The 20,263-nt window shown below is 66.6% G+C and carries 20 protein-coding genes, 1 tRNA gene and 1 other RNA gene; 13 read left to right on the top strand and 9 right to left on the bottom strand.

What is annotated here, in order from left to right:
• Positions 1-7: 7 nt before the first annotated feature.
• The 3 genes from GUY23_RS04820 to GUY23_RS04810 are packed head-to-tail and all read left to right on the top strand — an operon-like array spanning position 8 to position 2,903.
• Positions 8-1,048 carry a FecCD family ABC transporter permease gene (locus GUY23_RS04820; protein WP_166970214.1) on the top strand — a complete coding sequence of 347 codons (1,041 nt, stop codon included), beginning with the start codon at positions 8-10 and terminating at the stop codon, positions 1,046-1,048.
• The gene (locus GUY23_RS04815; RefSeq protein ID WP_228282740.1) at positions 1,045-2,106 is read left to right on the top strand and encodes a FecCD family ABC transporter permease; all 1,062 of its coding nucleotides are present in this window, start codon (positions 1,045-1,047) and stop codon (positions 2,104-2,106) included. The genes GUY23_RS04820 and GUY23_RS04815 overlap by 4 nt, the downstream gene beginning before the upstream one ends.
• Complete coding sequence (locus tag GUY23_RS04810) at positions 2,103-2,903, top strand: ABC transporter ATP-binding protein (RefSeq protein ID WP_166970212.1); 801 nt, start codon at positions 2,103-2,105, stop codon at positions 2,901-2,903. The genes GUY23_RS04815 and GUY23_RS04810 overlap by 4 nt, the downstream gene beginning before the upstream one ends.
• Before the next feature lie 24 nt (positions 2,904-2,927).
• Here GUY23_RS04810 and GUY23_RS04805 read toward each other — a convergent pair whose 3' ends face one another.
• The 3 genes from GUY23_RS04805 to GUY23_RS04795 form a co-directional block, all read right to left on the bottom strand.
• The gene (locus GUY23_RS04805) at positions 2,928-3,989 is read right to left on the bottom strand and encodes an FUSC family protein (RefSeq protein ID WP_228282827.1); all 1,062 of its coding nucleotides are present in this window, start codon (positions 3,987-3,989) and stop codon (positions 2,928-2,930) included.
• A 95-nt stretch (positions 3,990-4,084) separates the two neighbouring features.
• Positions 4,085-5,284 carry an RNA polymerase sigma factor gene (locus GUY23_RS04800; protein ID WP_166970208.1) on the bottom strand — a complete coding sequence of 400 codons (1,200 nt, stop codon included), beginning with the start codon at positions 5,282-5,284 and terminating at the stop codon, positions 4,085-4,087.
• An 18-nt stretch (positions 5,285-5,302) separates the two neighbouring features.
• Complete coding sequence (locus tag GUY23_RS04795; protein ID WP_166970206.1) at positions 5,303-5,710, bottom strand: YciI family protein; 408 nt, start codon at positions 5,708-5,710, stop codon at positions 5,303-5,305.
• A gap of 232 nt (positions 5,711-5,942) precedes the next feature.
• On the opposite strand from GUY23_RS04795, the gene GUY23_RS04790 reads away from it, so the two are divergent.
• The 4 genes from GUY23_RS04790 (at position 5,943) to GUY23_RS04775 (ending at position 9,991) form a co-directional block, all read left to right on the top strand.
• Complete coding sequence (locus GUY23_RS04790) at positions 5,943-6,494, top strand: hypothetical protein (protein ID WP_166970204.1); 552 nt, start codon at positions 5,943-5,945, stop codon at positions 6,492-6,494.
• Between the two features lie 234 nt (positions 6,495-6,728).
• A complete protein-coding gene (locus GUY23_RS04785) occupies positions 6,729-7,688 on the top strand; it encodes an NADP-dependent oxidoreductase (RefSeq protein WP_166970202.1) in 960 nt (319 codons plus the stop codon).
• A 60-nt stretch (positions 7,689-7,748) separates the two neighbouring features.
• Positions 7,749-8,282 (top strand): type 1 glutamine amidotransferase domain-containing protein, encoded by a 534-nt coding sequence (locus GUY23_RS04780; protein ID WP_166970200.1) that lies wholly within the window; start codon positions 7,749-7,751, stop codon positions 8,280-8,282.
• A gap of 119 nt (positions 8,283-8,401) precedes the next feature.
• Positions 8,402-9,991: a SpoIID/LytB domain-containing protein gene (locus tag GUY23_RS04775; RefSeq protein ID WP_166970198.1), complete on the top strand. Its 1,590-nt coding sequence runs from the start codon at positions 8,402-8,404 to the stop codon at positions 9,989-9,991.
• Between the two features lie 132 nt (positions 9,992-10,123).
• Here the strand turns inward: GUY23_RS04775 and sfnG are convergent, their stop codons facing one another.
• The 3 genes from sfnG to GUY23_RS04760 form a co-directional block, all read right to left on the bottom strand.
• Complete coding sequence (sfnG, locus tag GUY23_RS04770) at positions 10,124-11,290, bottom strand: dimethylsulfone monooxygenase SfnG (protein WP_166970196.1); 1,167 nt, start codon at positions 11,288-11,290, stop codon at positions 10,124-10,126.
• Between the two features lie 233 nt (positions 11,291-11,523).
• Positions 11,524-11,611 (bottom strand) — tRNA-Ser (locus GUY23_RS04765).
• A gap of 61 nt (positions 11,612-11,672) precedes the next feature.
• A complete protein-coding gene (locus tag GUY23_RS04760) occupies positions 11,673-12,587 on the bottom strand; it encodes a helix-turn-helix transcriptional regulator (protein WP_166970194.1) in 915 nt (304 codons plus the stop codon).
• Between the two features lie 101 nt (positions 12,588-12,688).
• Here GUY23_RS04760 and GUY23_RS04755 point away from each other — a divergent pair, with 101 nt between their 5' ends.
• From GUY23_RS04755 to GUY23_RS04745, 3 genes are all read left to right on the top strand, one after another.
• Positions 12,689-14,167, top strand: a complete 1,479-nt coding sequence (locus tag GUY23_RS04755; RefSeq protein ID WP_166970193.1) for an MFS transporter — start codon at positions 12,689-12,691, stop codon at positions 14,165-14,167.
• Positions 14,168-14,174: 7 nt separating this feature from the next.
• Positions 14,175-14,270, top strand: an RNA gene (ffs, locus tag GUY23_RS04750) — signal recognition particle sRNA small type.
• Positions 14,271-14,450: 180 nt separating this feature from the next.
• Positions 14,451-15,938, top strand: coding sequence for an Ig-like domain-containing protein (locus GUY23_RS04745; protein ID WP_228282739.1), 1,488 nt, complete (start codon positions 14,451-14,453; stop codon positions 15,936-15,938).
• Between the two features lie 10 nt (positions 15,939-15,948).
• Here GUY23_RS04745 and GUY23_RS04740 read toward each other — a convergent pair whose 3' ends face one another.
• Positions 15,949-16,977, bottom strand: a complete 1,029-nt coding sequence (locus GUY23_RS04740; protein WP_166970191.1) for an iron-siderophore ABC transporter substrate-binding protein — start codon at positions 16,975-16,977, stop codon at positions 15,949-15,951.
• Between the two features lie 185 nt (positions 16,978-17,162).
• Here GUY23_RS04740 and GUY23_RS04735 point away from each other — a divergent pair, with 185 nt between their 5' ends.
• A complete protein-coding gene (locus tag GUY23_RS04735; protein WP_208085482.1) occupies positions 17,163-17,519 on the top strand; it encodes a helix-turn-helix domain-containing protein in 357 nt (118 codons plus the stop codon).
• 13 nt (positions 17,520-17,532) lie between these two features.
• On the opposite strand, the gene GUY23_RS04730 is transcribed toward GUY23_RS04735, so the two are convergent.
• Together GUY23_RS04730 and GUY23_RS04725 are read right to left on the bottom strand one after the other, a co-directional pair.
• Positions 17,533-18,114 carry a ClpP family protease gene (locus tag GUY23_RS04730; protein WP_166970189.1) on the bottom strand — a complete coding sequence of 194 codons (582 nt, stop codon included), beginning with the start codon at positions 18,112-18,114 and terminating at the stop codon, positions 17,533-17,535.
• A complete protein-coding gene (locus tag GUY23_RS04725) occupies positions 18,111-18,764 on the bottom strand; it encodes a ClpP family protease (RefSeq protein ID WP_166970187.1) in 654 nt (217 codons plus the stop codon). The genes GUY23_RS04730 and GUY23_RS04725 overlap by 4 nt, the downstream gene beginning before the upstream one ends.
• A 149-nt stretch (positions 18,765-18,913) precedes the next feature.
• Between GUY23_RS04725 and GUY23_RS04720 the strand changes: the two genes are divergently transcribed.
• Together GUY23_RS04720 and GUY23_RS04715 are read left to right on the top strand one after the other, a co-directional pair.
• A complete protein-coding gene (locus GUY23_RS04720; RefSeq protein ID WP_166970185.1) occupies positions 18,914-19,219 on the top strand; it encodes a hypothetical protein in 306 nt (101 codons plus the stop codon).
• A gap of 201 nt (positions 19,220-19,420) precedes the next feature.
• Complete coding sequence (locus GUY23_RS04715) at positions 19,421-20,239, top strand: YidC/Oxa1 family membrane protein insertase (RefSeq protein ID WP_166970183.1); 819 nt, start codon at positions 19,421-19,423, stop codon at positions 20,237-20,239.
• Positions 20,240-20,263 lie beyond the last annotated feature (24 nt).

The following is a 20,263-nucleotide window of genomic DNA, read 5'->3' as shown; positions in this document are numbered from 1 at the left end:
GACCTCGATGACCGTTCCCACCACCGTCGAGTCGACCGCCGCCCGGCTGCGGCGGTCGACTCACGTCCGCCTCCTGTGGATGTGCGCCGCCCTCGCCCTCGTCATCGCCCTCATGGTCGCCTCGATCATGATCGGCTCCCGCAGCGTCGACCTCGCCGATGCACTCGCCGCACTCGGCGGATCCGCCTCCGGCTTCGACCAGGCCGCCGTGGCCAAACGCATCCCGCGGACCCTGTTGGCCGTCTGCGTCGGTGCCGCCCTCGGCGTCTCCGGGGCCGTGATGCAGGGAGTGACCCGCAATCCACTGGCCGATCCCGGCATCCTCGGTGTCAACACCGGCGCCTCCCTGGCCGTGGTCATCGGCATCGCGAGCTTCGGCCTCACCAGCGCGTCCGGCTACATCTGGTTCGCCATCGCCGGTGCCGCCGTCACCTCGGTGTTCGTCTATGCCGTCGGTTCCCTCGGACGGCAGGGAGCGACCCCGCTCAAGCTCGCCCTGGCCGGTGCCGCCACCGCTGCCGCGCTGTCCTCGTTCATCTCCGCCGTCGTGCTCCCCCGCGGTGACATCGCCGACCTCGCCAGGGACTGGCAGATCGGCGGGGTCGGCGGAGTGACGATGGACTCGGTCGAACTCATCCTGCCCTTCCTCGCAGGCGGCTTCCTCCTCAGCATCTACTGCGCGCCGGGGCTCAACGCCCTGGCCCTCGGCGACGAACTCGCCGCCGGCCTCGGACAGCACGTGGGCCTGACCCGAGCCCTGTCCGCCGCAAGTGCTGTCATCCTCTGCGGTGCCGCCACTGCCGTGGCCGGGCCCATCGGCTTCCTCGGACTCGTCATCCCCCACGCCTGCCGACTGCTCATCGGCGTCGATCACCGGTGGCTGCTGCCGTTCTCCGCGGTCACCGGCGCCGGCCTGCTGACCGCCTCGGACATCCTCGGACGCATCGTCGCCCGCCCCGCCGAACTCGACGTCGGCATCCTCACCGCGCTCATCGGCGCACCGTTCTTCATCGCCATCGTCCGCCGTCAGAAGGTGAAGTCGCTGTGAGTCCGACCCCCACCCGTTCGCTGACTTCGTCCACCACCGCCGAGGCGGTCGCCGGGCTGCGTCGTGCCCGCACCCGACGCTGGGCGTCGGTCGTGACCGTCCTGTCCGTGCTCGTCATCACCGTCTTCGTCGCCAGTCTCATGATCGGTCAGACCTTCTACCCCATCGACGAGGTGGCGCGTGTCGTCGCCGGCCAGCAGGTGCCCGGAGCCTCGTTCACCGTCGGTCGACTCCGGCTGCCCCGAGCGGTCCTGGCCGTGCTCGTCGGACTGTGCTTCGGCCTCGGCGGAGTCACTTTTCAGACGATGCTGCGCAATCCTCTGGCCAGCCCCGACATCATCGGCATCAGCTCCGGAGCTTCGGCCGCCGCGGTGTTCGGCATCGTCACCCTCGGCCTCGGCAGCACGGGCGTCTCGGTCCTCGCGATCGTCGCGGGCCTCGGCGTCGCCCTGCTCATCTACGCTCTCGCCTTCACGAACGGGGCCGCCGGAATCCGCCTCATCCTCGTGGGCATCGGCATCTCCTCGATGCTCACGGCGCTCATCAATTGGGAACTGACCCGCGCCGCACAGTGGGATCTGCAGGAGGCGCTGCGCTGGCTTGCCGGCAGTCTCAACGGCGCGAACTGGGATGCGGTGATCCCGGTCCTCATCGCCCTGGTACTCCTCTGCCCGCTCTTGATCGGCCAGTCGAAGAATCTCGCGATCACCCAACTCGGGGACGACACCGCCGAGGCCCTCGGCGTGCGGGTCTCCCGGACCCGGCTGTTCGTCATCGTCACCGCCGTCGGGCTCATCGCGTTCGCAACTGCGGCGGCCGGGCCCGTGGCCTTTGTCGCGTTCCTGTCCGGGCCGATCGCCGCCAGGCTCACCGGTCCCGGCCCCTCACCGCTCATTCCCGCCGGACTCGTCGGAGCCCTGCTGGTGCTCACCGCCGACCTCGTCGGCCAGTTCGTACTCGGCACCCGTTATCCGGTCGGCGTCGTCACGGGCATCCTCGGCGCCCCGTATCTTCTCTACCTCATCATCAGGATCAATCGTTCGGGAGGCTCCCTGTGACCACGGATCATTCGCTCGCAGCTGAGGATCTGCATCTGTCCTACGGAGACGCCGATATCATCTCGGGTCTGAGCCTGAAACTGCCTGCAGGAGACATCACCGGCATCGTCGGGGCCAATGCCTGCGGCAAGTCGACGCTGCTCAAATCGATGTCGCGTCTGCTCACCCCGCGTCAGGGTCGGGTGATCCTCGACGGGCGTCACGTCCATTCGATGCCGGCCAAACAGCTCGCCCGGACCTTGGGTCTGCTCCCGCAGACACCGATCGCTCCGGAGGGCATCACCGTCGCCGACCTCGTCGGTCGCGGCCGTCATCCGCATCAGGGGGCATTCTCCCGGTGGAGCGCCGCCGATGACCTCGCCGTCGCCGAGGCGCTCGACGCCACCGGGACGGCCGACCTCGCCGATCGCTCCGTCGACGAGCTCTCCGGCGGTCAGAGGCAGCGGGTGTGGATCGCGATGGCCCTGGCTCAGCAGACCGACATCCTGCTGCTCGATGAGCCCACAACGTTCCTCGACGTCAATCATCAGGTCGAGGTGCTCGATCTGCTCACCGAGCTCAACGAACGCTCCGGAGTCACGATCGTCATGGTCCTCCACGACCTCAACCTCGCCGCCCGTTACTGTGACCGACTGATCATGCTCGCCGCGGGAGGCATCCACGCCGCAGGCACCCCCGCCGAGGTGCTCACCGAGGACAACGTCGAAGAGGTCTTCGGCCTGGCGAACCGGATCGTCGACGACCCCGTCTCCGGTCAGCCGCTGATGCTGCCGATCGGCCGCCACCGGACTCTGTGATCGGCGTGGCCGCCACCGGTCCGTTCAGTCGTCGTCATCGGAGTGCGGAGAGGCCGCGATCTCGGTCGCACGCTTCCGCTCCCGGCTGAATCCGAGGAGGACGACGACGAGTCCGACCAGAACGCCGATGACGGTTTCGATGGCCCTCGAGGTCAGCAGCTCCGCCACCGGCTGAGGGTGGCCGAGCTGCGTCATCAGCAGCGCCAGCGGGGTGATGAAGAACAGGGCCACCGAGTAGTTGCGCAGGACGAAGATCTCGGCGAGGAACTGCAGCAGAATCACCCACACGACGATCTGCCAGTCCGCGGTGGGGAATGAGAGCAGAAAGGCCGTGACGACGACACCGCCGAGTGTGCCCACCACGCGGTGCAGTCCGCGTTTGAGCCTGGCAGAGCGCCCCGGCGGGGTGATCGGGGCGACCGCGGCGACCATCGCCCAGTAGCTGTGGGACAGGATCGGCAGCACGTCGATGAGCAGGGTGCCGAGGATCCCGGCGATGAGCGGGGCGATGGTGAAGCGGGTGGCGTGGGCGACGAGTTCGCGCTTGCCCACCGGGGAGAGCCCGACGCGCACGTAGGTCTGCCGCTCCGGCGGCATCCGTTCGCCGGCGAGGTGGGCGAGTGCGCCCAAACCGATGCTCACCAGCGCCGAGGCGGCCGCCACCCCGAGTGCGATCGGCACCGGCGATCCGTTCGGGATCGACCCGACGGCTCCGGTGGCGAAGATGAAGAAGATCGACCCGCCCGGTTTGAGGCGGAAGCGCAGGGCCAGGGACGCACCGATCCCCGAGACCAGCGAGGTGACGACGATGAGCACCCAGATCGAGGCATGTGTGGTCGACAGCGTGGCACCGATGCCGACGCAGACGACGAGGATGATCGCCGCGATCGACTGCCTCCGGGTGCGTGAGCGCGGGGATTCGAAGCGGGCGTAGATGCCGGTGAACGCCCCGAAGGCGGCGTAGACGGCGAGGTCGAGGCGATCGATTCCGAGCAGCACGAGGAGCGGGATGGCGACTCCCAGGGCGACGCGGAACGCGGGGATGTGGTCGCGTTCGCCCGGTGGGATGCGGAAGAACTCCTGCACGTGGCTCAAACGGATTCGGCCCCTTTCGAACTCGGGAACGGAACCCGATGACGGGTTCGCGGATTGGGAGGGTGAGCTGGATGCTCTCTTCGATCCTAATCCTCCCCCGACCGTGCGCGTGCCGCCTGCCGGTGGAGATGATCACGTTCGGCGAGGCTGGCGGCCCGTTCGGCGGCCCGAGTGCAGAGGCGGGCGGCTGTCGTGAGGTCTCCCGAGCGTTCGTGCAGGTGGCCTGAGACGGCGAAGTAGCGGGGCAGATTTTCATCGAGTCCGCGCAGTTCGGCCAGTCCTGTCGCCGGCCCGTCGACCTCACCGATCGCCACGGCTCGGTTGAGGCGCACGATCGGGGTGTCTCTCAGACTCAGCAGTTCGTCGTACCAACCGACGATCTGCACCCAGTCGGTGTCGTCGACGTGCTGAGCGTCGGCGTGCAGTGCTGCGATCGCCGCCTGCGCTTGGTATTCGCCGAGGTGGTCGCGGGCGAGCGCGGCCTGGAGGATCCCGATTCCTTCGCCGATGAGCCGGCGATCCCACTTCTTCCGATCCTGATCGGCCAGGGCGACGAGCCGTCCGGCGGAGTCGAAGCGGGCGGCCCGGCGTGCATGATGGAGGAGCATGAGCGCGAGCAGCCCGTCGACCTCGGCCGAGTCCGTCATCGTGCCAAGCGTCCGAGTCAGGCGGATCGCTTCGGCGACGAGGTCGAGGCTCCCGGAGTGGCCCTCGTTGAACACGAGGTAGAGGGTGGTGAGCACCGAGGACAGGTCACCAGGTCGATCGAGGCGGCGGCCGGCGATCGTGGCCTTCGCGCGGCTGATGCGTTGGGCCATCGTCGCCTCGGGGACCATATAGGCCTCGGCGATCTGCTTCGTCGTCAGTCCGCCGACGGCCCGCAGGGTCAGGGCCACCGCCGAGGATGGGCTCAGCTGCGGGTGGGCGCAGAGGAAGTACAGGTCGAGGGTGTCGTCGGCGTTCCGGACGCTATCAGTCCCGGACCCGGCCGAGTTCCCGGATTCGGCAAGGGTGGCGGCCGCGACTCTCTCCTCTCGTCTGGCCCGCGCGCCTTCGGCGCGGATCATATCGAGGCACTTCCGCCACGCTACGGTCACGAGCCACCCGCGCCGATCCCGGGGCGGGTTGTCCGGCCACGTGCGCAGGGCCTCGATGAGCGCGTCCTGAACGGCATCCTCGGCGGCCGCGAAGTCTGCTCCACGGCCGAGGAGGATGCCGATCACGGCGGGGACGAGCTCACGCAGCTCAACCTCGGCGAGGGGATCGCCCTCCGGCAGAGTTCCCATGGTTATGTCCCGGGGTTCCTATTCGTCAACGCAGGGGGCGTGGTCGAGGAAGGGGCGCAGTTCGAGCCATTCGTTGATCGGCTCCCCGTCCTTGCCCGGTGCCGCCGAGAGCTCCGCGGCGAGTTCGAGAGCGCGATCGTAGTTCTCGACGTCGATGACCATCCAACCGGCGATGAGGTCCTTCGTCTCCGGGAAGGGCCCGTCGGTGACCGGCGGCTTGCCGGCCCCTCCGGACTGGACGAAGGTGCCTTCGGGCTGCAATGCCTGGGAGTCGACGAACTCGCCGGTCTCCTTGAGCCGGGCGGCGAAGGCGTTCATGTACGCGATGTGCGCATCGACTTCGTCGGGGCTCCATTCGTCCATCGGGGTGGCTTCCATGTACTGCTCGGGCATCCGGTAGTGCTTGAGCATGAGGTACTTGGCCATGATCGTCTCCTTGTCTCGTGCCGCTCGCACCGGTTGTGCTTGCTGACATCCCTGGGACGAAGCCGCGGGGCGATTCTCGACATCGTCGACGGGAAATCCTTACCAGAATAGGCCGATGTGTCCGCTCTGGAACATGAGTCACCGGATGCGAACACGAATCGGCCCCGGTGAGAGGCCCGCGCTGAGAGGCTTGAAGAGAACTGATCGACCGCACGAAATCTCAGGAGTTCTTATGAAGACCTCGCTCATCCTCAAGACCCTCACCGCCACCGGCCTCCTGGCCGCAACCTTGACGCTCTCCGCCTGCGATATGCACATCTCCTTCGGCCAGGAGGACACCCGCCAGGGACAGGAACAGGTCCAGGAGCATGGCCAGGAGCAGGAGCAGAACTCCGAGAATGCCGGCGCCCCCGCTGCCGAGGAGTCCGCCCCCGCGGGGCAGGACTCGACCCCGGGCAGCGATTCCGGCACCTCCTCAAGCTCCACGACCGAGAACGACGGCTACTCGGGCCCACGCATCGGTGAGAACGGGGTCGAACTCGACTATGACGGCAACGGGAAGATCCCGGCGGACGTCCTCGAAGACGACATCGTCAACGCCTACGCGAAGCAGGGCACCACGGTCGACGACGTCGACTGCTACTCCGACCTGAGGATCTACGATCGCCGAGGTTCGCAGAGCTGCACCGTCACCGCCGTCGGCAAGAAGCACTACGGCACGGTGAAGATCACCTCGGCATCGCAGTCAGGCATCAGCTACAGCCTGGAGTTCCCGCACTTCTGAGCCGTCTCCCCGGACCGCTCCCCTCGAGCGTCCCGCGATCCGCTCGCCTCGAGCGGCTCGCATCCCCACCGCACTCCCCTGGCCCGTACGGCCCGGGGAGTGCGGCCTTTCCTGATACGAAACGCACTGAGATGGAACAAGTTCGCCTCCGTCGTCGTTGTCCCTGCTGTGGGCATCGGCGCAGGCCGTGACCCCGTCGAACGCACCGATTCGTCAATCGATCAGGAGCACAGCATGGCACGACGCGTCCAGTACACCTCCAACGGCGACATCGATCAGCTCCACCTCGCCGAGGTGGCCACCCCCGAGGTCGGCCCCGGCCAGGTCCTCGTCACCGTCCTCTACGCCGGGCTCAATCCCCTGGACTGGAAGATGCTCCAGGGCGGCCGCTTCGGCACAGTCGACGGCAGTTCGGGCAACGGAGTCGACTTCTCCGGTGTCGTCGCCGCCGTCGGTGCCGGAGTCGAGGACTTCACGCCCGGCGACCTCGTCTACGGTGGGCTGCCGAAGCAGGCACAGACCGAGCAGCTGCTCATCGAGGACCCCGCGGACCGTCTCGATCGGATCCCGCGCGGCCTCGGCATCGACACCGCCGGCGGTCTCTACATCACCGGGCGCACCGCGCTGTCCGGAATCCGCGCCCTGGATCTCAGCGCAGGCGAGACGCTCTTCGTCTCCGGGGCCTCCGGCGGCGTCGGCATCATCGTCGCCCAACTCGCCCGCAACCTCGGCGTGCGGGTCATCGGCAGCGCCAGTGAGGGCAACCATGCCCTGCTGAGAAGCCTCGGCGTCGAACCGGTCGCCTACGGTCAGGGTCTGTGGGATCGGGTCCGTGAGGCCGCTCCGAACGGGATCCAGGCCGCGTATTCGACTCAGGGTGAGGACGAGGTCGCGGCGATGATCGACTTCGGCGTGCCGGCCGAGCGCATCGTCTCGATCGGAGCCGGACCCGCCGTCGCGGAGACCCACGGGGTGAGCACCGCCGGAGAGGCGGCAGCCCGGCGGGAGGACATGATCTGGCTCGGTCAGGCGATCGCCTACGGCCACATCCATGTGCCCATCGCCCGGGTCTTCGACGTCGACGAGGTCCAGGACGCCTACCGGCATCTGCTCACGGCTCATCCGGCCGGCAAGGTTCTGCTGCGCTTCCCCGCGAAGCCGCTGACCGATGAGCAGCGGGCGCAACTGCACTGACCACCCATCACGACAACCGACACGACAGAGAAGAATCCAACACAGAAAAGGAGCACCATCATGGCCATCTCTGATAAGAAGATCGCATTCCTGCTCACCCGCGGTGTCGAGCAGGTCGAACTGACCAGCCCTCGCGCGGCGCTCGACGAGGCGGGGGCAACCACCGTCATCGTCTCCCCGTCCGAGGGAACGCTGCAGGCGATGGAAGGGGACTGGGAGCATGCGCAGACCTTCGATGTCGACGTTCCCGTCGCCGATGCCTCGGTCGATGACTTCGACGCCCTGGTCCTGCCCGGCGGCACCCTCAACGCCGACGCCCTGCGGCTGAATGAGGACGCCGTCGACCTCGTAAAGGCGTTCTTCACCGCCGACAAACCCGTCGCCGCGATCTGCCACGCCCCGTGGATCCTCGCCGAGGCGGACGTGGCGAAGGGACGGAAGCTCACGTCCTTCATCGCGACGAAGACCGACCTCATCAACGCCGGTGCCGACTGGACCGACGCCGAGGTCGTCGTCGACGGCAACCTCATCACCTCCCGCAACCCCGGCGACCTCGACGCGTTCAACAAGGCGATCGCCGAGAGGCTGAGCTGAGCAGGGACCGCGCAACCCTCGCCGAGGCGGGGCCGGGAAAGAACTCCCCGAGACGATCGTCTCGGGGAGTTCTTCCGTTCGTCACCTGAGATCTTGACAGCCCAGCATATGATCTGATCATGCCAGCTTCCCCGTTCGTCAAGGCGACGAGCCCTGCCCTCGCGACTCTGCTCATCGGGCTCCTGCTCACACTCTTCGCAACTCCGACCCCTGCGCATGCCGCGTACCCCGCATCCGGGGCGATCGGCACGATGCATAAATCGCTCGGTGGGAATGGGGGCAGGCTCGGCCCGGCCACCGGGCCGCAGCGGTGCACGCTGATTCACAAAGGCTGCTATCAGTCGTTCAAGCACGGCAGCATCCATTGGACGAAGGCAACCGGCGCGCATGCCACATGGGGTGCGATCCGCACCGCGTGGAAGAAGTCCGGCTGGGAGCGCGGGCCGTTGGGATATCCGACGAGCAATGAGTATCGGTCCGGGTCCGAGATCAGGCAGAAGTTCCAGCACGGTCGCATCGTCTGGACGGCGAAGTCCGGCGCGAAGGTCACGCTTGCGAAGACGCCGAAGGCGGCGGCCCCTTCGTCGTTCACGGTGACGGGCTCGGGCTTCGGCCACGGTGTGGGTATGAGTCAGTACGGGGCGCGCGGAATGGCTGCGGCCGGGAAGTCCTCGACGCAGATCCTCGAGCACTACTACCACTCGGCGAACGTGACGACGACGTCGAAGAACGCCGATGACAGCCTCAGGGTCCAGCTGCTGACCGGGAAGAAGTCGGTGACTGTCACCCCGCGTTCCGGGCGCCTGCGCGTCAAGGTCGGGTCGAAGACCGTCGAATCCGGGGCCAAGACCACCATCGAACGCACATCGTCCGGCACCGTTGAGGCGACGATCGGATCGAAGAGCTATGCGGGGTCGAAGCTCGTCGTCGAATGGCAGGGCACCCGGTATTGGAAGGGCTCATCAGCGACGACGGTGTCGGTCAGCGGGGCGCAGAACGGAGCGAGCGGCACCTACCGGCATGGTCGCCTCGAGATCGGGCAGCTGAATAAGACGCTCAACGTCGTCAACGTGCTGAAGCTCAACAGGGAGTATCTGCCCGGGATCGCCGAGATGCCGGCATCCTGGCAGTCCGAGGCGCTGCGCTCCCAGGCGATCGCCTCCCGCACCTACGCCTACCGCAACCTCGGTGCGCCGAAGGCCGCGTGCGGATGCAATGTCTACGACGAGGTGGCCTCGCAGCGCTTCCTCGGCTGGAACCATGAGCACGCGAGCGACTCGGGTCCGTGGCGCAAGGCCGTGGCGGCGACCCAGACGGCGAGTGGATCGACTGTGAAGTCGGCCCGTGTCATCACGTACAAGGGCGGCCTCATCGACGCCGTCTACACCTCTTCGGCAGGTGGCGCAACGCATTCGGCCGCCGAGGTGTGGGGATCATCCGTGCCCTACCTCGTCTCCGTCGATGACTCTCCGTCGAAATATGCCTCGGCGAAGAACCCGAATGCCTCGTGGACGGTGACGGTCAAACAGGCCGCTATGGCCAAGGCGTTCGGTCTCGGCGATGTCCGCTCCCTGTCGGTGGCGAAGACCGGGTCGGGCCTGGTGAAGACGGTGAAGGCCACCTCGGTGGCGGGAAAGACCGCCAGCCTCACCGGCGCTCAGCTGCGGACGAAGCTGACGCTGAAGTCCCCGTCGTTCAGTGTGAAGTGACGAACCGCGCCCCGGCGGCCCGGTAGCCCCTCGGCGGCAAACTGGCCTCAGGTAGCGCGAAACTCGAAAAAGTCGTCACTGGCGACGCGTTTTTCGAGTTTCGCGTTACCTGAGCGACTCTCTCCAGCGGATTCAGACACCGGCGGGGGTGAGCAGACCCTTGTTGACGAGTTCGGCTTCCTTCTCGCGCACGATCGGGATGACGGTCTTGCCGAACGCTTCGAGTTCCTCTTGGAAGTGGAGGAACCCGGTGAGGACGAGGTCGACGCCGAGCTTCTTGTACTCGATGATCCGGTCGGCGACCTGCTCGGGGGTGCCGATGAGCTGGGTGCGGAAACCGTCGTTGTACTGCACGAGGTCTTCGAAGCTCGAATCGGCCCACATGCCCTTCTTGTCCGAGGTCGAGGCACCGGCCTCCTGGACGGACTTGCGGAAGCCGTTGACCGACTCTTCATCGGCGTGGGCGATGATCTCGCGCAGCTGTTCGCGGGCCTCGGCTTCGGTATCGCGGACGATCGCGAAGCCGTTGAGACCGAAGCGGACCTTCCGGTTGTTCGCCTCGGCGACCTTCGTGACGTCGTCGTACTGTTCGCGGAAGCCGTCGAAGTCCTTGCCGTTGGAGAAGTACCAATCGGCGTGACGGCCGCCGTTGTCACGGGCGGCCGTGGAGTTCCCGCCCTGGAAGATCTCCGGGTAACGCCGGCCCTCGACCGGGTAGGGCCCGGGCCGGAGGGTGAAGTCGTTGACGGTGTAGAAGTCGCCGCGGAACTGCACGTTCTCCTCGGTGAAGAGCTTGCGGACGACCTCGATGAACTCCGCGGAACGACGGTAGCGTTCGTTGTGCTCGAGCCAGGGCAGGCCGAGCTTCGTGTACTCGTCCTTGAACCATCCGGAGACGACGTTGATCGCCGCGCGACCCTTCGAGAACTGGTCGGCGGTGAGGATGTACTTCGCGAGCACCATCGGATCCCAGATGCCGGGGTGGATGGCGGCGATGACCTTGAGCCGCTCGGTCGCGAGCAGCAGCGCCAGGGAGATCGAGGTCGACTCGTGCTGCTGGGCCGCCCCGTAGCTCGAGAGGTAGCGGACCTGGCTGAGTGCGTAGTCGAAGCCGACGTTCTCGGCGGTCTGGGCGAGCTTGACGTTGTAGTCATATCCCCAGTCGGTGCGCTGTTCGATGTTCGAGACCACCAGGCCGCCTGAGACATTGGGCACCCAGTAGGCGAACTTGAGGTCTTCGGGTTCGCCCGTGTAGATCGGGTTGGCGGAGATGAATGGCTGCGTGCTGGCTTCGGTCATGGCGTTTCGCCCCTTTCCACCACTGTCGGCGGTCGCAGGTGATTGACGTAGCCAGCGTAGTGAGACTCACACCACTGCGAGCACCGTGTCTTCGCACACCGACGCACGCCGTCACAATGACGTACTTCGCCATACACCGTCATCTGGCTTGCGCAACGCCCCGGCTTGACCGGGGGCCCGCCGGTGAATGAGCGAAGTCCCGGCCCGCAGCGACTGCGAGACCGGGACTTCCGTGGCGGAGGATAGGGGATTCGAACCCCTGAGGGCGTTAACCCAACCCGCGTTCCAGGCGAGCGCCATAGGCCACTAGGCGAATCCTCCGCGGATCAGCTTATCCGAGTCGCGACGACAATGCGAAATCGCAGTGGACGAGTGTGAACCATCACACGATCCGCAGGTGAACAGGCTCCCCGCCGACTGCCGCGTCGACCGTGCCATTGAGCACCTCGGCGCGTCTGCGCTCGATGCTGCCGTCGTTGATCCATCCGTGCAGGGTCTCCAACCGCGACCGGGTCAGCGAGTCCACGGGCTGGTAGACCGAGAGCGTCAGCCGTTGGTTCTCCTGCGCGATCATCGTCGTCATCGTCATCTTCAGTGTGCCGACGTACGGGTTCTCGATGCTCTTGACCCGACCGGCCGAGCGTCCCACTGCGCCCGAATCCCAGAGTCGGCAGAACTCCTCATGACGACGCAGGCGGCTCAGCAGCGGCGACCATTCAGGGTCGTCGATCGACTCCGCGTACGAGGCCCGCAGCTTCGCCACCAGGTGCGACCGGTGCCCGTCGTCGCTGCGGAAGGCGCGCGCCCATTCGGGATTCTCGAAGGTCTGGATGGCGCAGTTGCGCTCCCCCGCCGCGAATTCTTCGAGGTCGGAGGCGAGATACCGCTGCACCGAGTTATACGCGAGCACTGTGTTCCGCGGGTCCGTGACCATCGCCGGCAGCGGCAGCATCTCGTCGAGCAGGGTGCGCATCGCCTCCCCCACCGCGGAATCCCCGGGGTTCGCCACCCGGTCGGGATACCCGCCGAGCAGGAAGAGATGGGCACGCTCCTCACGGTCGAGCAGGAGCGCCTCGGCGATGGATTCGAGCACCGATTCCGACGGCTGGACGTCGCGTCCCTGCTCGAGCCACGTGTACCAGCTGGTGCCGATGTTCGCGAGCACCGCGACCTCTTCACGGCGCAGCCCCGGCACCCGACGGCGTCCGCCTGTCGCCAGGCCCACGTCGCAGGGGCGCACCCGGTTGCGTCTCGAGCGGAGGAAGAGTCCGAGCTCCTCGTTTCTCACTTGTGCCATGCCTCCATTGTCCGCCCGAACCGCCCCGCCTATCCAGGTGGTGCGACCAACACCATCCACACGCCCTCCCGGAAACGGATGACGGGCTCGACACTGGAGACATGAGAAACATTCCCGAGCACACAACCGCCGACGGCGCCGTATCCACCGACGCACCGACCCCGACCCTCTGGCCGCTCCACCTCGGCGCCTTCCTCGCCACGTTCATGTTCTCCGTGTCCAACGTCGCCATCCCCGCAGTGAAGGCGGATCTCGGTGCCGGGGAGTCGACCTCGGCGCTCGTCGTCGGTCTCTTCTCCGCGGCCTTCGCAGCCGGGCTCATCCTCTGCGGCCGGATCGGCGACCGCTTCGGTCGGCGCCGCCTGTTCACCATCGGCACCGGTGCCCTCGTCCTCGTCTCCCTCGCCGTCGGGCTGGCCCCGGACTCGCTGACCCTGCTCGTCGCACGCACCGGACAGGGACTGGCCGCGGCGGTGATGATGCCGCAGATCCTCGCGAGCTTCCAGCACGCGTTGGCCGGGTCCGCTCGGCTCAGGGCGCTCAGCCTCTTCGGCGCGTTCTCCGGCGTCGGCACCGTCGGCGGCCAGGTCCTCGGCGGGGGCCTGATCTCTGCCTTCGGCGATACCTGGGGGTGGCGAGCGGCCTTCCTCGGCTGCGGAGTCGTCGCCCTGGCTGCCTTCCTCGGCTCGCTCAAGCTCACCGAGTCCCGCAGCGCGCATCCGGCGCCCCTCGATGTGCCCGGCGCCATCCTGCTCGGCATCGGCATGGTCAGCCTCGTCATCGGCTTCGCACTCGGACCCGTCACCGGATGGCTGCCGCTGCCGGCGATCCTGCTGGCCGTCTGCGCTGTCGCCCTCATCGCCTTCGCGGCCTGGCAGAACCGCGCCGAGGCGACCGGACGTCATCCGCTCATCCCACCGCAGGTGGTGCGCGTGCCCGCCGCCTGGATCGGGATGGTCATGGCCCTGCTGTTCTTCGCCGGCTTCGGCACCTTCCTCTACAACTTCGCGCTCACTTCGCAGACCGGCCACGGGGACCCCGCCGTGGTCTCCGGCCTCACCCTCGGTCTCTTCGCTGCGGCCTTCCTCATCGTCTCTCTCCTCGTCCCCCGCCTCGTCGGACGCCTCGGCGGACCGGGCACGATAGTCCTCGGCACCGCCGTGCAGGTGATCAGCCTCCTCGGCGTCGCATGGGCCTCGGCCGAGGCACCGGCCACGGAGTGGAACCTGTGGTTCCAACTGCCGGGCATCGTCCTCGGCGCCGCTCAGGCCCTCCAGTTCGGGCCCCTGGTCGGCACCGTCGTCGGGGCGGTCCCCGACCGGGTCGCCGGTCTCAGCGGAGGTCTGATCTCAACGATGCAGCAGGCGGGCATCGCCGTCGGGGTGGCGCTGCTCGGGGCACTCTTCCACGTCTTCACGCTCAGTCTCGGATACGACTCGGCGTTCGCTCTCGCCTGCCTCGTCCAGGTCGGGCTGAGCCTGGTCTTCGGTGCGGGTGCGCTGGTTCTGGTACGACTGAATCGGCAGTCACGGGAACACGAGACGACCCTCGTTTTGTCCCCCGAGGATGCTCTCGACTAGACTGGTCGCTGGCTCCCCGTGCGGCGCCATCTTGTGAACTCCCCCAGGGCCGGAAGGCAGCAAGGGTAAGCGAGCTCTGGCGGGTGCACGGGGAGTCCTCTTTCCCCGAAGATCACAATTCCACAACTCCCCTTATCTCCCGTCGGCCCAGGTCAGCACCGACCTCTCCCGCCTGTGAGCGCCCGATCCGGGGAAGATATGCGGATTCTTTAATACTTTCGTGATTTCACTTCACTAGCATTGCTCGCAGTTCTCATCCCTGTGCTCGAACGAGGTTTCCCTGTTGTCCACGAAGTTCTTTGGGGCCGTTGCCGGCCTTTCGGCGTTGGCCCTGCTCACGGCGTGCACGCCGTCGAGTTCCGACCCTGACGCGACCCGCAATGATGCGAAGACCGCCGAGGCGGCCGACGAACCCGTCTTCCGTGTCGGAACGATCACCGGCGAGGATGCCGAGTCCGGTGCGACGACCGCTCCGACGTCGACGGCACAGCCCAGCGGGGACCCGACCTCCTCGGCTTCAGCGAGCGACGATGCGACCTCACCTGCCGGGATTCCCACCGGCGATGAGTTCGGCGAGGCCATCGAGACCGGCGACAAACTGGACTTCGACCCCGGGAACCGAATCGGCATCTCCGTCGAGAACGCCACACTCACCGACATCACCCTCACCGAGGAGGACCACCCGCGCATCTCGGCCGACTCCGGGAAGTTCTTCGACACCGACGGCCAGGCCCTCAAGGCAGATGAGGACGCGCAGGCCGGATCGTCGACCCCGAGTGAGACCACAGACTCCGAAGCGACGAAGGAGGCGAAGAAGGGCGACGACGCCGAGGCGGTCGAGGCCCCCGATGATTCCACGACGTGGGTCTCGACCTACGACCTCGTCGCCGACAGCAGCTACACACTCACGGCCACAGCGACCACACCTGATGGCGACGAGGTCGATGTCTCCACCGACGTCACCGTCGGCTCCTCCGATGCCTCGCCGATGTCGGTGCGCACGACGTTGTCCGATGATCAGACCGTGGGTGTCGCAGCCCCGATCATGCTCACTTTCGGCTCCACCGTGTCCAAGGAATTCCGCGACGACGTCGAACACCGCCTGTCGGTGAAGGTCACCGATGAGGACGGCAAGGAGCGCAAGATCGAGGGCTCGTGGGCCTGGCTGCCCGACGACCCGCAGTCCCGCCTGCACTTCCGGCCCAAGGAGTTCTGGCCCGCGCATTCGAAGGTCTCCGTCGATGCGCCGCTGAAGAACGTGCCCACCGGAGAGAACAGTGTGGGGCAGAACGATCTCACCCTCGATTTCGACATCGGGCGCAAACAGGTCGTCGAGGCCAGCGCGAAGACCCACCGGATGACGGTGACCCGCGACGGCAAAGAGGTCATGGACTTCCCGGCCTCGCTCGGCGCCCCGAAGTCCCCGTCGTACAACGGCACCCACGTTGTCATGGCCAAGTCCGCGGACTACACGATGACCTCAGAACAGTGGGACTACGAGACCGACGTGCAGTGGGCGGTGCGCATCCACAACAACGGCGAATTCATTCACGCCGCCCCCTGGTCGGCCGGAGTGCAGGGCTCTCAGAACGTCTCCCACGGCTGCATCAACCTCACCACCGAACGCGCCAAGCAGTACTACGACACCGCGATCTTCGGCGATCCCGTCGAGATCACCGGTTCGGACGTCAGCCTGTCGACCGAAGACAGCGACATCTCCGACTGGGTCTACAGCTGGGACGACTGGAAGAAGCTCAGCGCCCTGAACTGAGCGGGAACGACTACTTGTCGAGCTTCTTCACGGCTTCATCGATCATCGGCACGTAGCGCTTGAGCGTCCACGGCACGGTGAGCGGGTTGATGATCGAGGAGCCGGTGACGAACGGCTGATCGTCCGGGGCCACGACGGCTCCGGCCTTGACCGCGGGAATGTTCGCGTACAGGCCCTGGCCTTCGACTTCCTTCCGGTTCTTCTCATCCGCGTAGAAGGTGAAGAGGAGGTCGGAGTCGTTGAGCTTGTCGGCGTTCTCCAGACCGATGAGTGCCGAGTCAGTGCCCGGTTCGTCGTAGTCCTTCTTCAGCTCGTCGATGACCGGGTCCGGGGTCAGGCCGAGGGCGGAGACCATGGCCACGCGCTGTTCGGTGGGATAGAAGACGCCGAGCGTGCCGGGTCCGTCGTTGTAGACGAAGGAGAAGGTGAGGTCCTTGTACTCGTCGCGCTTGGCGTCCTTGAGCTGCTTCTTGATGTCCTCGACGAGGCCTTCGGATTCCTTTTCGTGACCGAGCGCCTTGCCGATCGTCGTGATCTGGTCATCCCATTCGATCGTCCACGGCTGCTTCGGGTACGCCACGGTCGGAGCGATGTCCGTGAGCTTGTCGTACTGCTTCTGGGTGATGCCCGACCAGGGGGCGAGGATGACGTCGGGGTCGAGTTCGGCGATGGCTTCGACGTCGAGCTCGGTGTCACCCTGAACCTGCTTCGGCAGCTCGTCCCCCTTCTCATCGATCGCTTCCTTGATCCACGGCATGTAGCCGGAATCGTCACTGCCCCACGCGTACTCCTCCATCCCGACCGGGGTCTTTCCCAGCGCGATCGCGGTCTCGGTCGAGCCCTGTCCGAGCGTGACGACTCGTTCGGGTTCGGATTCGATGACGGCCGTGCCCAGCGCATGCTTGATCTTCACAGTCTCGAAGTCTCCGGAGCCGGACCCTTCGGCGGCCTGCGACCCTTGACCGCACGCGGTAGCGGTGAGCGAGAGAGCGACGAGGGCCCCGGCGATGACAGCACGACGGCTGCGAGGAACTGACATTCCTGTCCTTTCGACAGTGGGCGGGGTCTCAACGACCCCAGAGTATTGACATAGGCCAGCCTAACCTGACTCACCGTGGTTACCTCAATGCCTGTGGGCCACTTCACGTGACAGCATCCATTCACATCATCTGCTCAGAGCAGAAACCCTCGCCGAGGCGGCGCTGCGTTTCGTAGGATCGCCCCATGACTGCACCCTCGCCTACCACCCCGACGCCGCCACTGTGGCGTGAGGCCCTCGGTCGCGCCCTGCGGCTTCGCCGCACCGACCTCGGCCTCACCCTGGCCCAGGTCTCCCGCCGATCAGGTGTGTCGACGCAGTTCCTCTCCGAGGTCGAACGCGGGCTGAAGGACCCGTCGTCCGAGGTCATCGAGGCCGTCGCCGTCGTCCTCGGGCTTGAGCTGCCGCAGGTCCTCGTGCTCGCGGCCGGCGTCATGGACGCAGGACGCTTCGCTTCGGCAACCCTGACGTCGATCCGCTCGGTTCAGGCCGCGCCCACTCCCCCGGCAGCCGGACAGGCACAGCTCTCCCTGGCCGCCTGAGCACCTCGATCCTTCAGACGATGGCGTCGATGAGTCCGAACTCCTGGGCCGCCCGAGCGTCGAGGACGAGGTCCCGGTCGAGGTCGCTGTGGATCTGTTCCTCCGACCGCCCGGTGCTGGCAGCGAGCATTCCTTCGACTTCGCGGCGCTGCCGAACGATCTCGTCGGCGGCGACGATGAGATCGGGGATCGTCCCCCTGGCCCCTTCGGCATGAGGCTGACGCAGCACGGCGCGGGCGTGTTCGAGCATGGACCGCTGACCCGGCTCGCCGGCGGCGAGCAGCACCGCGGCGTCGGCGGCCGCCTGCCCGATGCAGGTGGTGGCCACCGGAGAGCCGATGTGGTGCATGGCGTCATAGATGGCGGTCATCGCGGTCAGCGAACCGCCCGGAGAGTTGATGTACATGGCGATCGGCAGCTCCCGACTGCTCGCGTCGAGGTGGAGCAGCTGGGCGATGATCGTGTTCGCCACGCCGTCGTCGATGGGCACGCCGAGGTAGATGATCCGATTGCCGAGCAGGTGGGAGTAGACGTCGACGATCTTCTCACTCCCACCGGACCGGTCGACGACGTTGGGAATGGTGTACTGGCTCATCGGCCCGCTCCGATCGGTCCGTGGAGATCTGTCGGGGACTCGAGGATCCGGTCGATGAGTCCGTACTCACGGGCTGCCTCGGCGGTGAACCATCTGTCACGGAGGGAATCGGCGAAGATCGTGTCATAGGTCTGCCCCGCAGCCTCGGCGAGTCGGGTGAGGACGGAATCGCGGACGTCGCGCAGGTCGCTGCCCTGCAGTTCGATGTCGGCGGCGGCACCGCCGATGCCCGACGAACCCTGGTGGAGGAGGATGCGGGCGTGGGGCAGGGCGAGACGTCTGCCCGGGGTGCCGAGGCTGAGGACGAACTGCCCCGCCGAGGCGGCCCACCCGAACGCGATCGTGACGACATCGTTCGGCAGGGTCGCGATCGTGTCGGCGATCGCATGCATCATCGGCACGGACCCTCCCGGTGAGTTGATCCACAGGTGGATGTCGGCCTCGGGGTCTTCGGCGGAGAGGAGCACGAGGCGGGAGATGATCTCCATGCCGTTCTCGTCCCTCAGCTCCCCGTTGAAGACGACGGAGCGGTAGGCGTAGAGCATCCGTTGGGATTCGGGGATCGGGATCGTGGTCGGCTCGTCGGAGTCGTTCCAGGTCGCCAGTCGGTAGGAATCGGGCGGGGTGAGCAGTGCGTGTTGTATGGTCATGAGCTCAGCCTGGCAGGGCGGACTCGATCGCATGACCCTTCTCTGCCGTGAGCGGATCGTTCCCGCTGGAAGCGGATCGGATGGTGTGATTCTGGGCGGGACACGCAGGCCGGCGTGTTAGCATCGGGGCATTCGGAAAGGGGGATGAGATGCTCGCGAATCTGTGGCTGACTCTGCAGCTGCTCGTCGTCGTACTCTCCGCCGACCTCGACTCGGTCGTCCCCCAGTCCCCCACTCACCTCATCGTCCTCGCCCTCCTCGGCGCAGCCCTGCTGACGCCGATCGCCGCATGGGCGAGCATGGCACTGCTGCGTGTGCTGTCACTGTCGGTGCGACCTCCGTCTCTGCCGGACGCACGCCGCAGCATCCGCGAATTCCGCATGCCCGAAGAACCGGGCACCCCGGGTACGGCACTGGCCAGAGCACCCTCATCCGTCGCTCGCCTCATCGGCTGAAGCGACGTCTCCCCGCGCCTCCTCGGCGCACCTCTGCCTCCACGGGTCCTCCGACCCGCCAGGCTCCACGGTCCTCCGCACTGTCATAGTGCCCTGTGAATCCCGACGTCGCAGTCATGTCGATGATCGCAATCCCCCATCGACCTCTGTGCCGTATTGCCCCTATGCGGGCCAGGCACACCACCTCTGCGAAGGACCCCCATGAACATCTACGAATTCCTGCCCATCCGTCTGCTCGTCGAACCAGCCTATGCGGTGGTGACGACGATCAGCTCATTCCTCGAACCCCTGACCGGCGGCTTCAGCGCGGCCCTGGCCGTCATCGTGCTCACCGTCCTCGTCCGGGCCGTGCTTATTCCCGTCGGAGTCTCCCAGGTCAAGGCCGGCATCACCCGTCGCCGGCTCGCCTCGAAGATCAGCGCGCTGCAGACGAAGTACAAGAAGCAGCCCGAACTCATGCAGCAGAAGCTCATGGCCCTGTACAAGGAGGAGAACGCCTCCCCCTTCGCCGGCTGCCTGCCGGTGCTCGCGCAGACACCCGTGCTCATGGCCGTCTACGGTCTGTTCATCCACTCGACGATCAGCGGTCACACCAACGAGCTGCTCGGACACATGCTCTTCGGACTGCCCCTGAACACGAGCTTTCTCACACTGCTCGGCGCCGGAGACCTGACCGGGACCGCGATCACCGTCTACCTCGTCCTCGTCGTGCTCATCGCCGTCGTCGCCGGATTCTCCCGCCACCTGCTCACCCCGGCCGTGCCCGAGACTCCGGCCGCGAGCCCAACCGCAACACGGTCAGCCTCGGACGCACCGGCGATGCCCGACCTCTCGGGAGTGATGAAGACGCTGAGCTTCATGCCCTTCCTCACCGCGATCTTCGCTCTCTTCGTGCCCTTGGCCGCCGCGCTCTACCTGGCGACGACGACCACATGGACGCTCTGTGAGAGGCTCGTGCTCAACCGCGTTCTGGGCGCGAACGAGCCACAGCCGGCAAACGAAGCGCGCGTCACCGACTGAGCCAGCCGAACGACGCCGGAGTCA

The sequence above is a fragment of the Brevibacterium atlanticum genome, from assembly GCF_011617245.1.
Lineage (GTDB): Bacteria > Actinomycetota > Actinomycetes > Actinomycetales > Brevibacteriaceae > Brevibacterium > Brevibacterium atlanticum.
The sequence above is the reverse complement of the archived record's forward strand: the minus strand, read 5'-3'. Positions and strand labels throughout refer to the sequence as shown.

Bases quoted from the DNA above. Each gene is read 5' to 3' on its own strand.
- GUY23_RS04795 (WP_166970206.1), bottom strand. From the start codon at position 5,710: ATGGCCAAGTACCTCATGCTCAAGCACTACCGGATGCCCGAGCAGTAC.
- GUY23_RS04715 (WP_166970183.1), top strand. From the start codon at position 19,421: ATGAACATCTACGAATTCCTGCCCATCCGTCTGCTCGTCGAACCAGCC.
- GUY23_RS04790 (WP_166970204.1), top strand. From the start codon at position 5,943: ATGAAGACCTCGCTCATCCTCAAGACCCTCACCGCCACCGGCCTCCTG.
- GUY23_RS04730 (WP_166970189.1), bottom strand. From the start codon at position 18,114: ATGAGCCAGTACACCATTCCCAACGTCGTCGACCGGTCCGGTGGGAGT.
- GUY23_RS04800 (WP_166970208.1), bottom strand. From the start codon at position 5,284: ATGGGAACTCTGCCGGAGGGCGATCCCCTCGCCGAGGTTGAGCTGCGT.
- sfnG (WP_166970196.1), bottom strand. From the start codon at position 11,290: ATGACCGAAGCCAGCACGCAGCCATTCATCTCCGCCAACCCGATCTAC.
- GUY23_RS04720 (WP_166970185.1), top strand. From the start codon at position 18,914: ATGCTCGCGAATCTGTGGCTGACTCTGCAGCTGCTCGTCGTCGTACTC.
- GUY23_RS04785 (WP_166970202.1), top strand. From the start codon at position 6,729: ATGGCACGACGCGTCCAGTACACCTCCAACGGCGACATCGATCAGCTC.
- GUY23_RS04780 (WP_166970200.1), top strand. From the start codon at position 7,749: ATGGCCATCTCTGATAAGAAGATCGCATTCCTGCTCACCCGCGGTGTC.
- GUY23_RS04740 (WP_166970191.1), bottom strand. From the start codon at position 16,977: ATGTCAGTTCCTCGCAGCCGTCGTGCTGTCATCGCCGGGGCCCTCGTC.
- GUY23_RS04775 (WP_166970198.1), top strand. From the start codon at position 8,402: ATGCCAGCTTCCCCGTTCGTCAAGGCGACGAGCCCTGCCCTCGCGACT.
- GUY23_RS04820 (WP_166970214.1), top strand. From the start codon at position 8: ATGACCGTTCCCACCACCGTCGAGTCGACCGCCGCCCGGCTGCGGCGG.
- GUY23_RS04735 (WP_208085482.1), top strand. From the start codon at position 17,163: ATGACTGCACCCTCGCCTACCACCCCGACGCCGCCACTGTGGCGTGAG.
- GUY23_RS04725 (WP_166970187.1), bottom strand. From the start codon at position 18,764: ATGACCATACAACACGCACTGCTCACCCCGCCCGATTCCTACCGACTG.
- GUY23_RS04760 (WP_166970194.1), bottom strand. From the start codon at position 12,587: ATGGCACAAGTGAGAAACGAGGAGCTCGGACTCTTCCTCCGCTCGAGA.
- GUY23_RS04755 (WP_166970193.1), top strand. From the start codon at position 12,689: ATGAGAAACATTCCCGAGCACACAACCGCCGACGGCGCCGTATCCACC.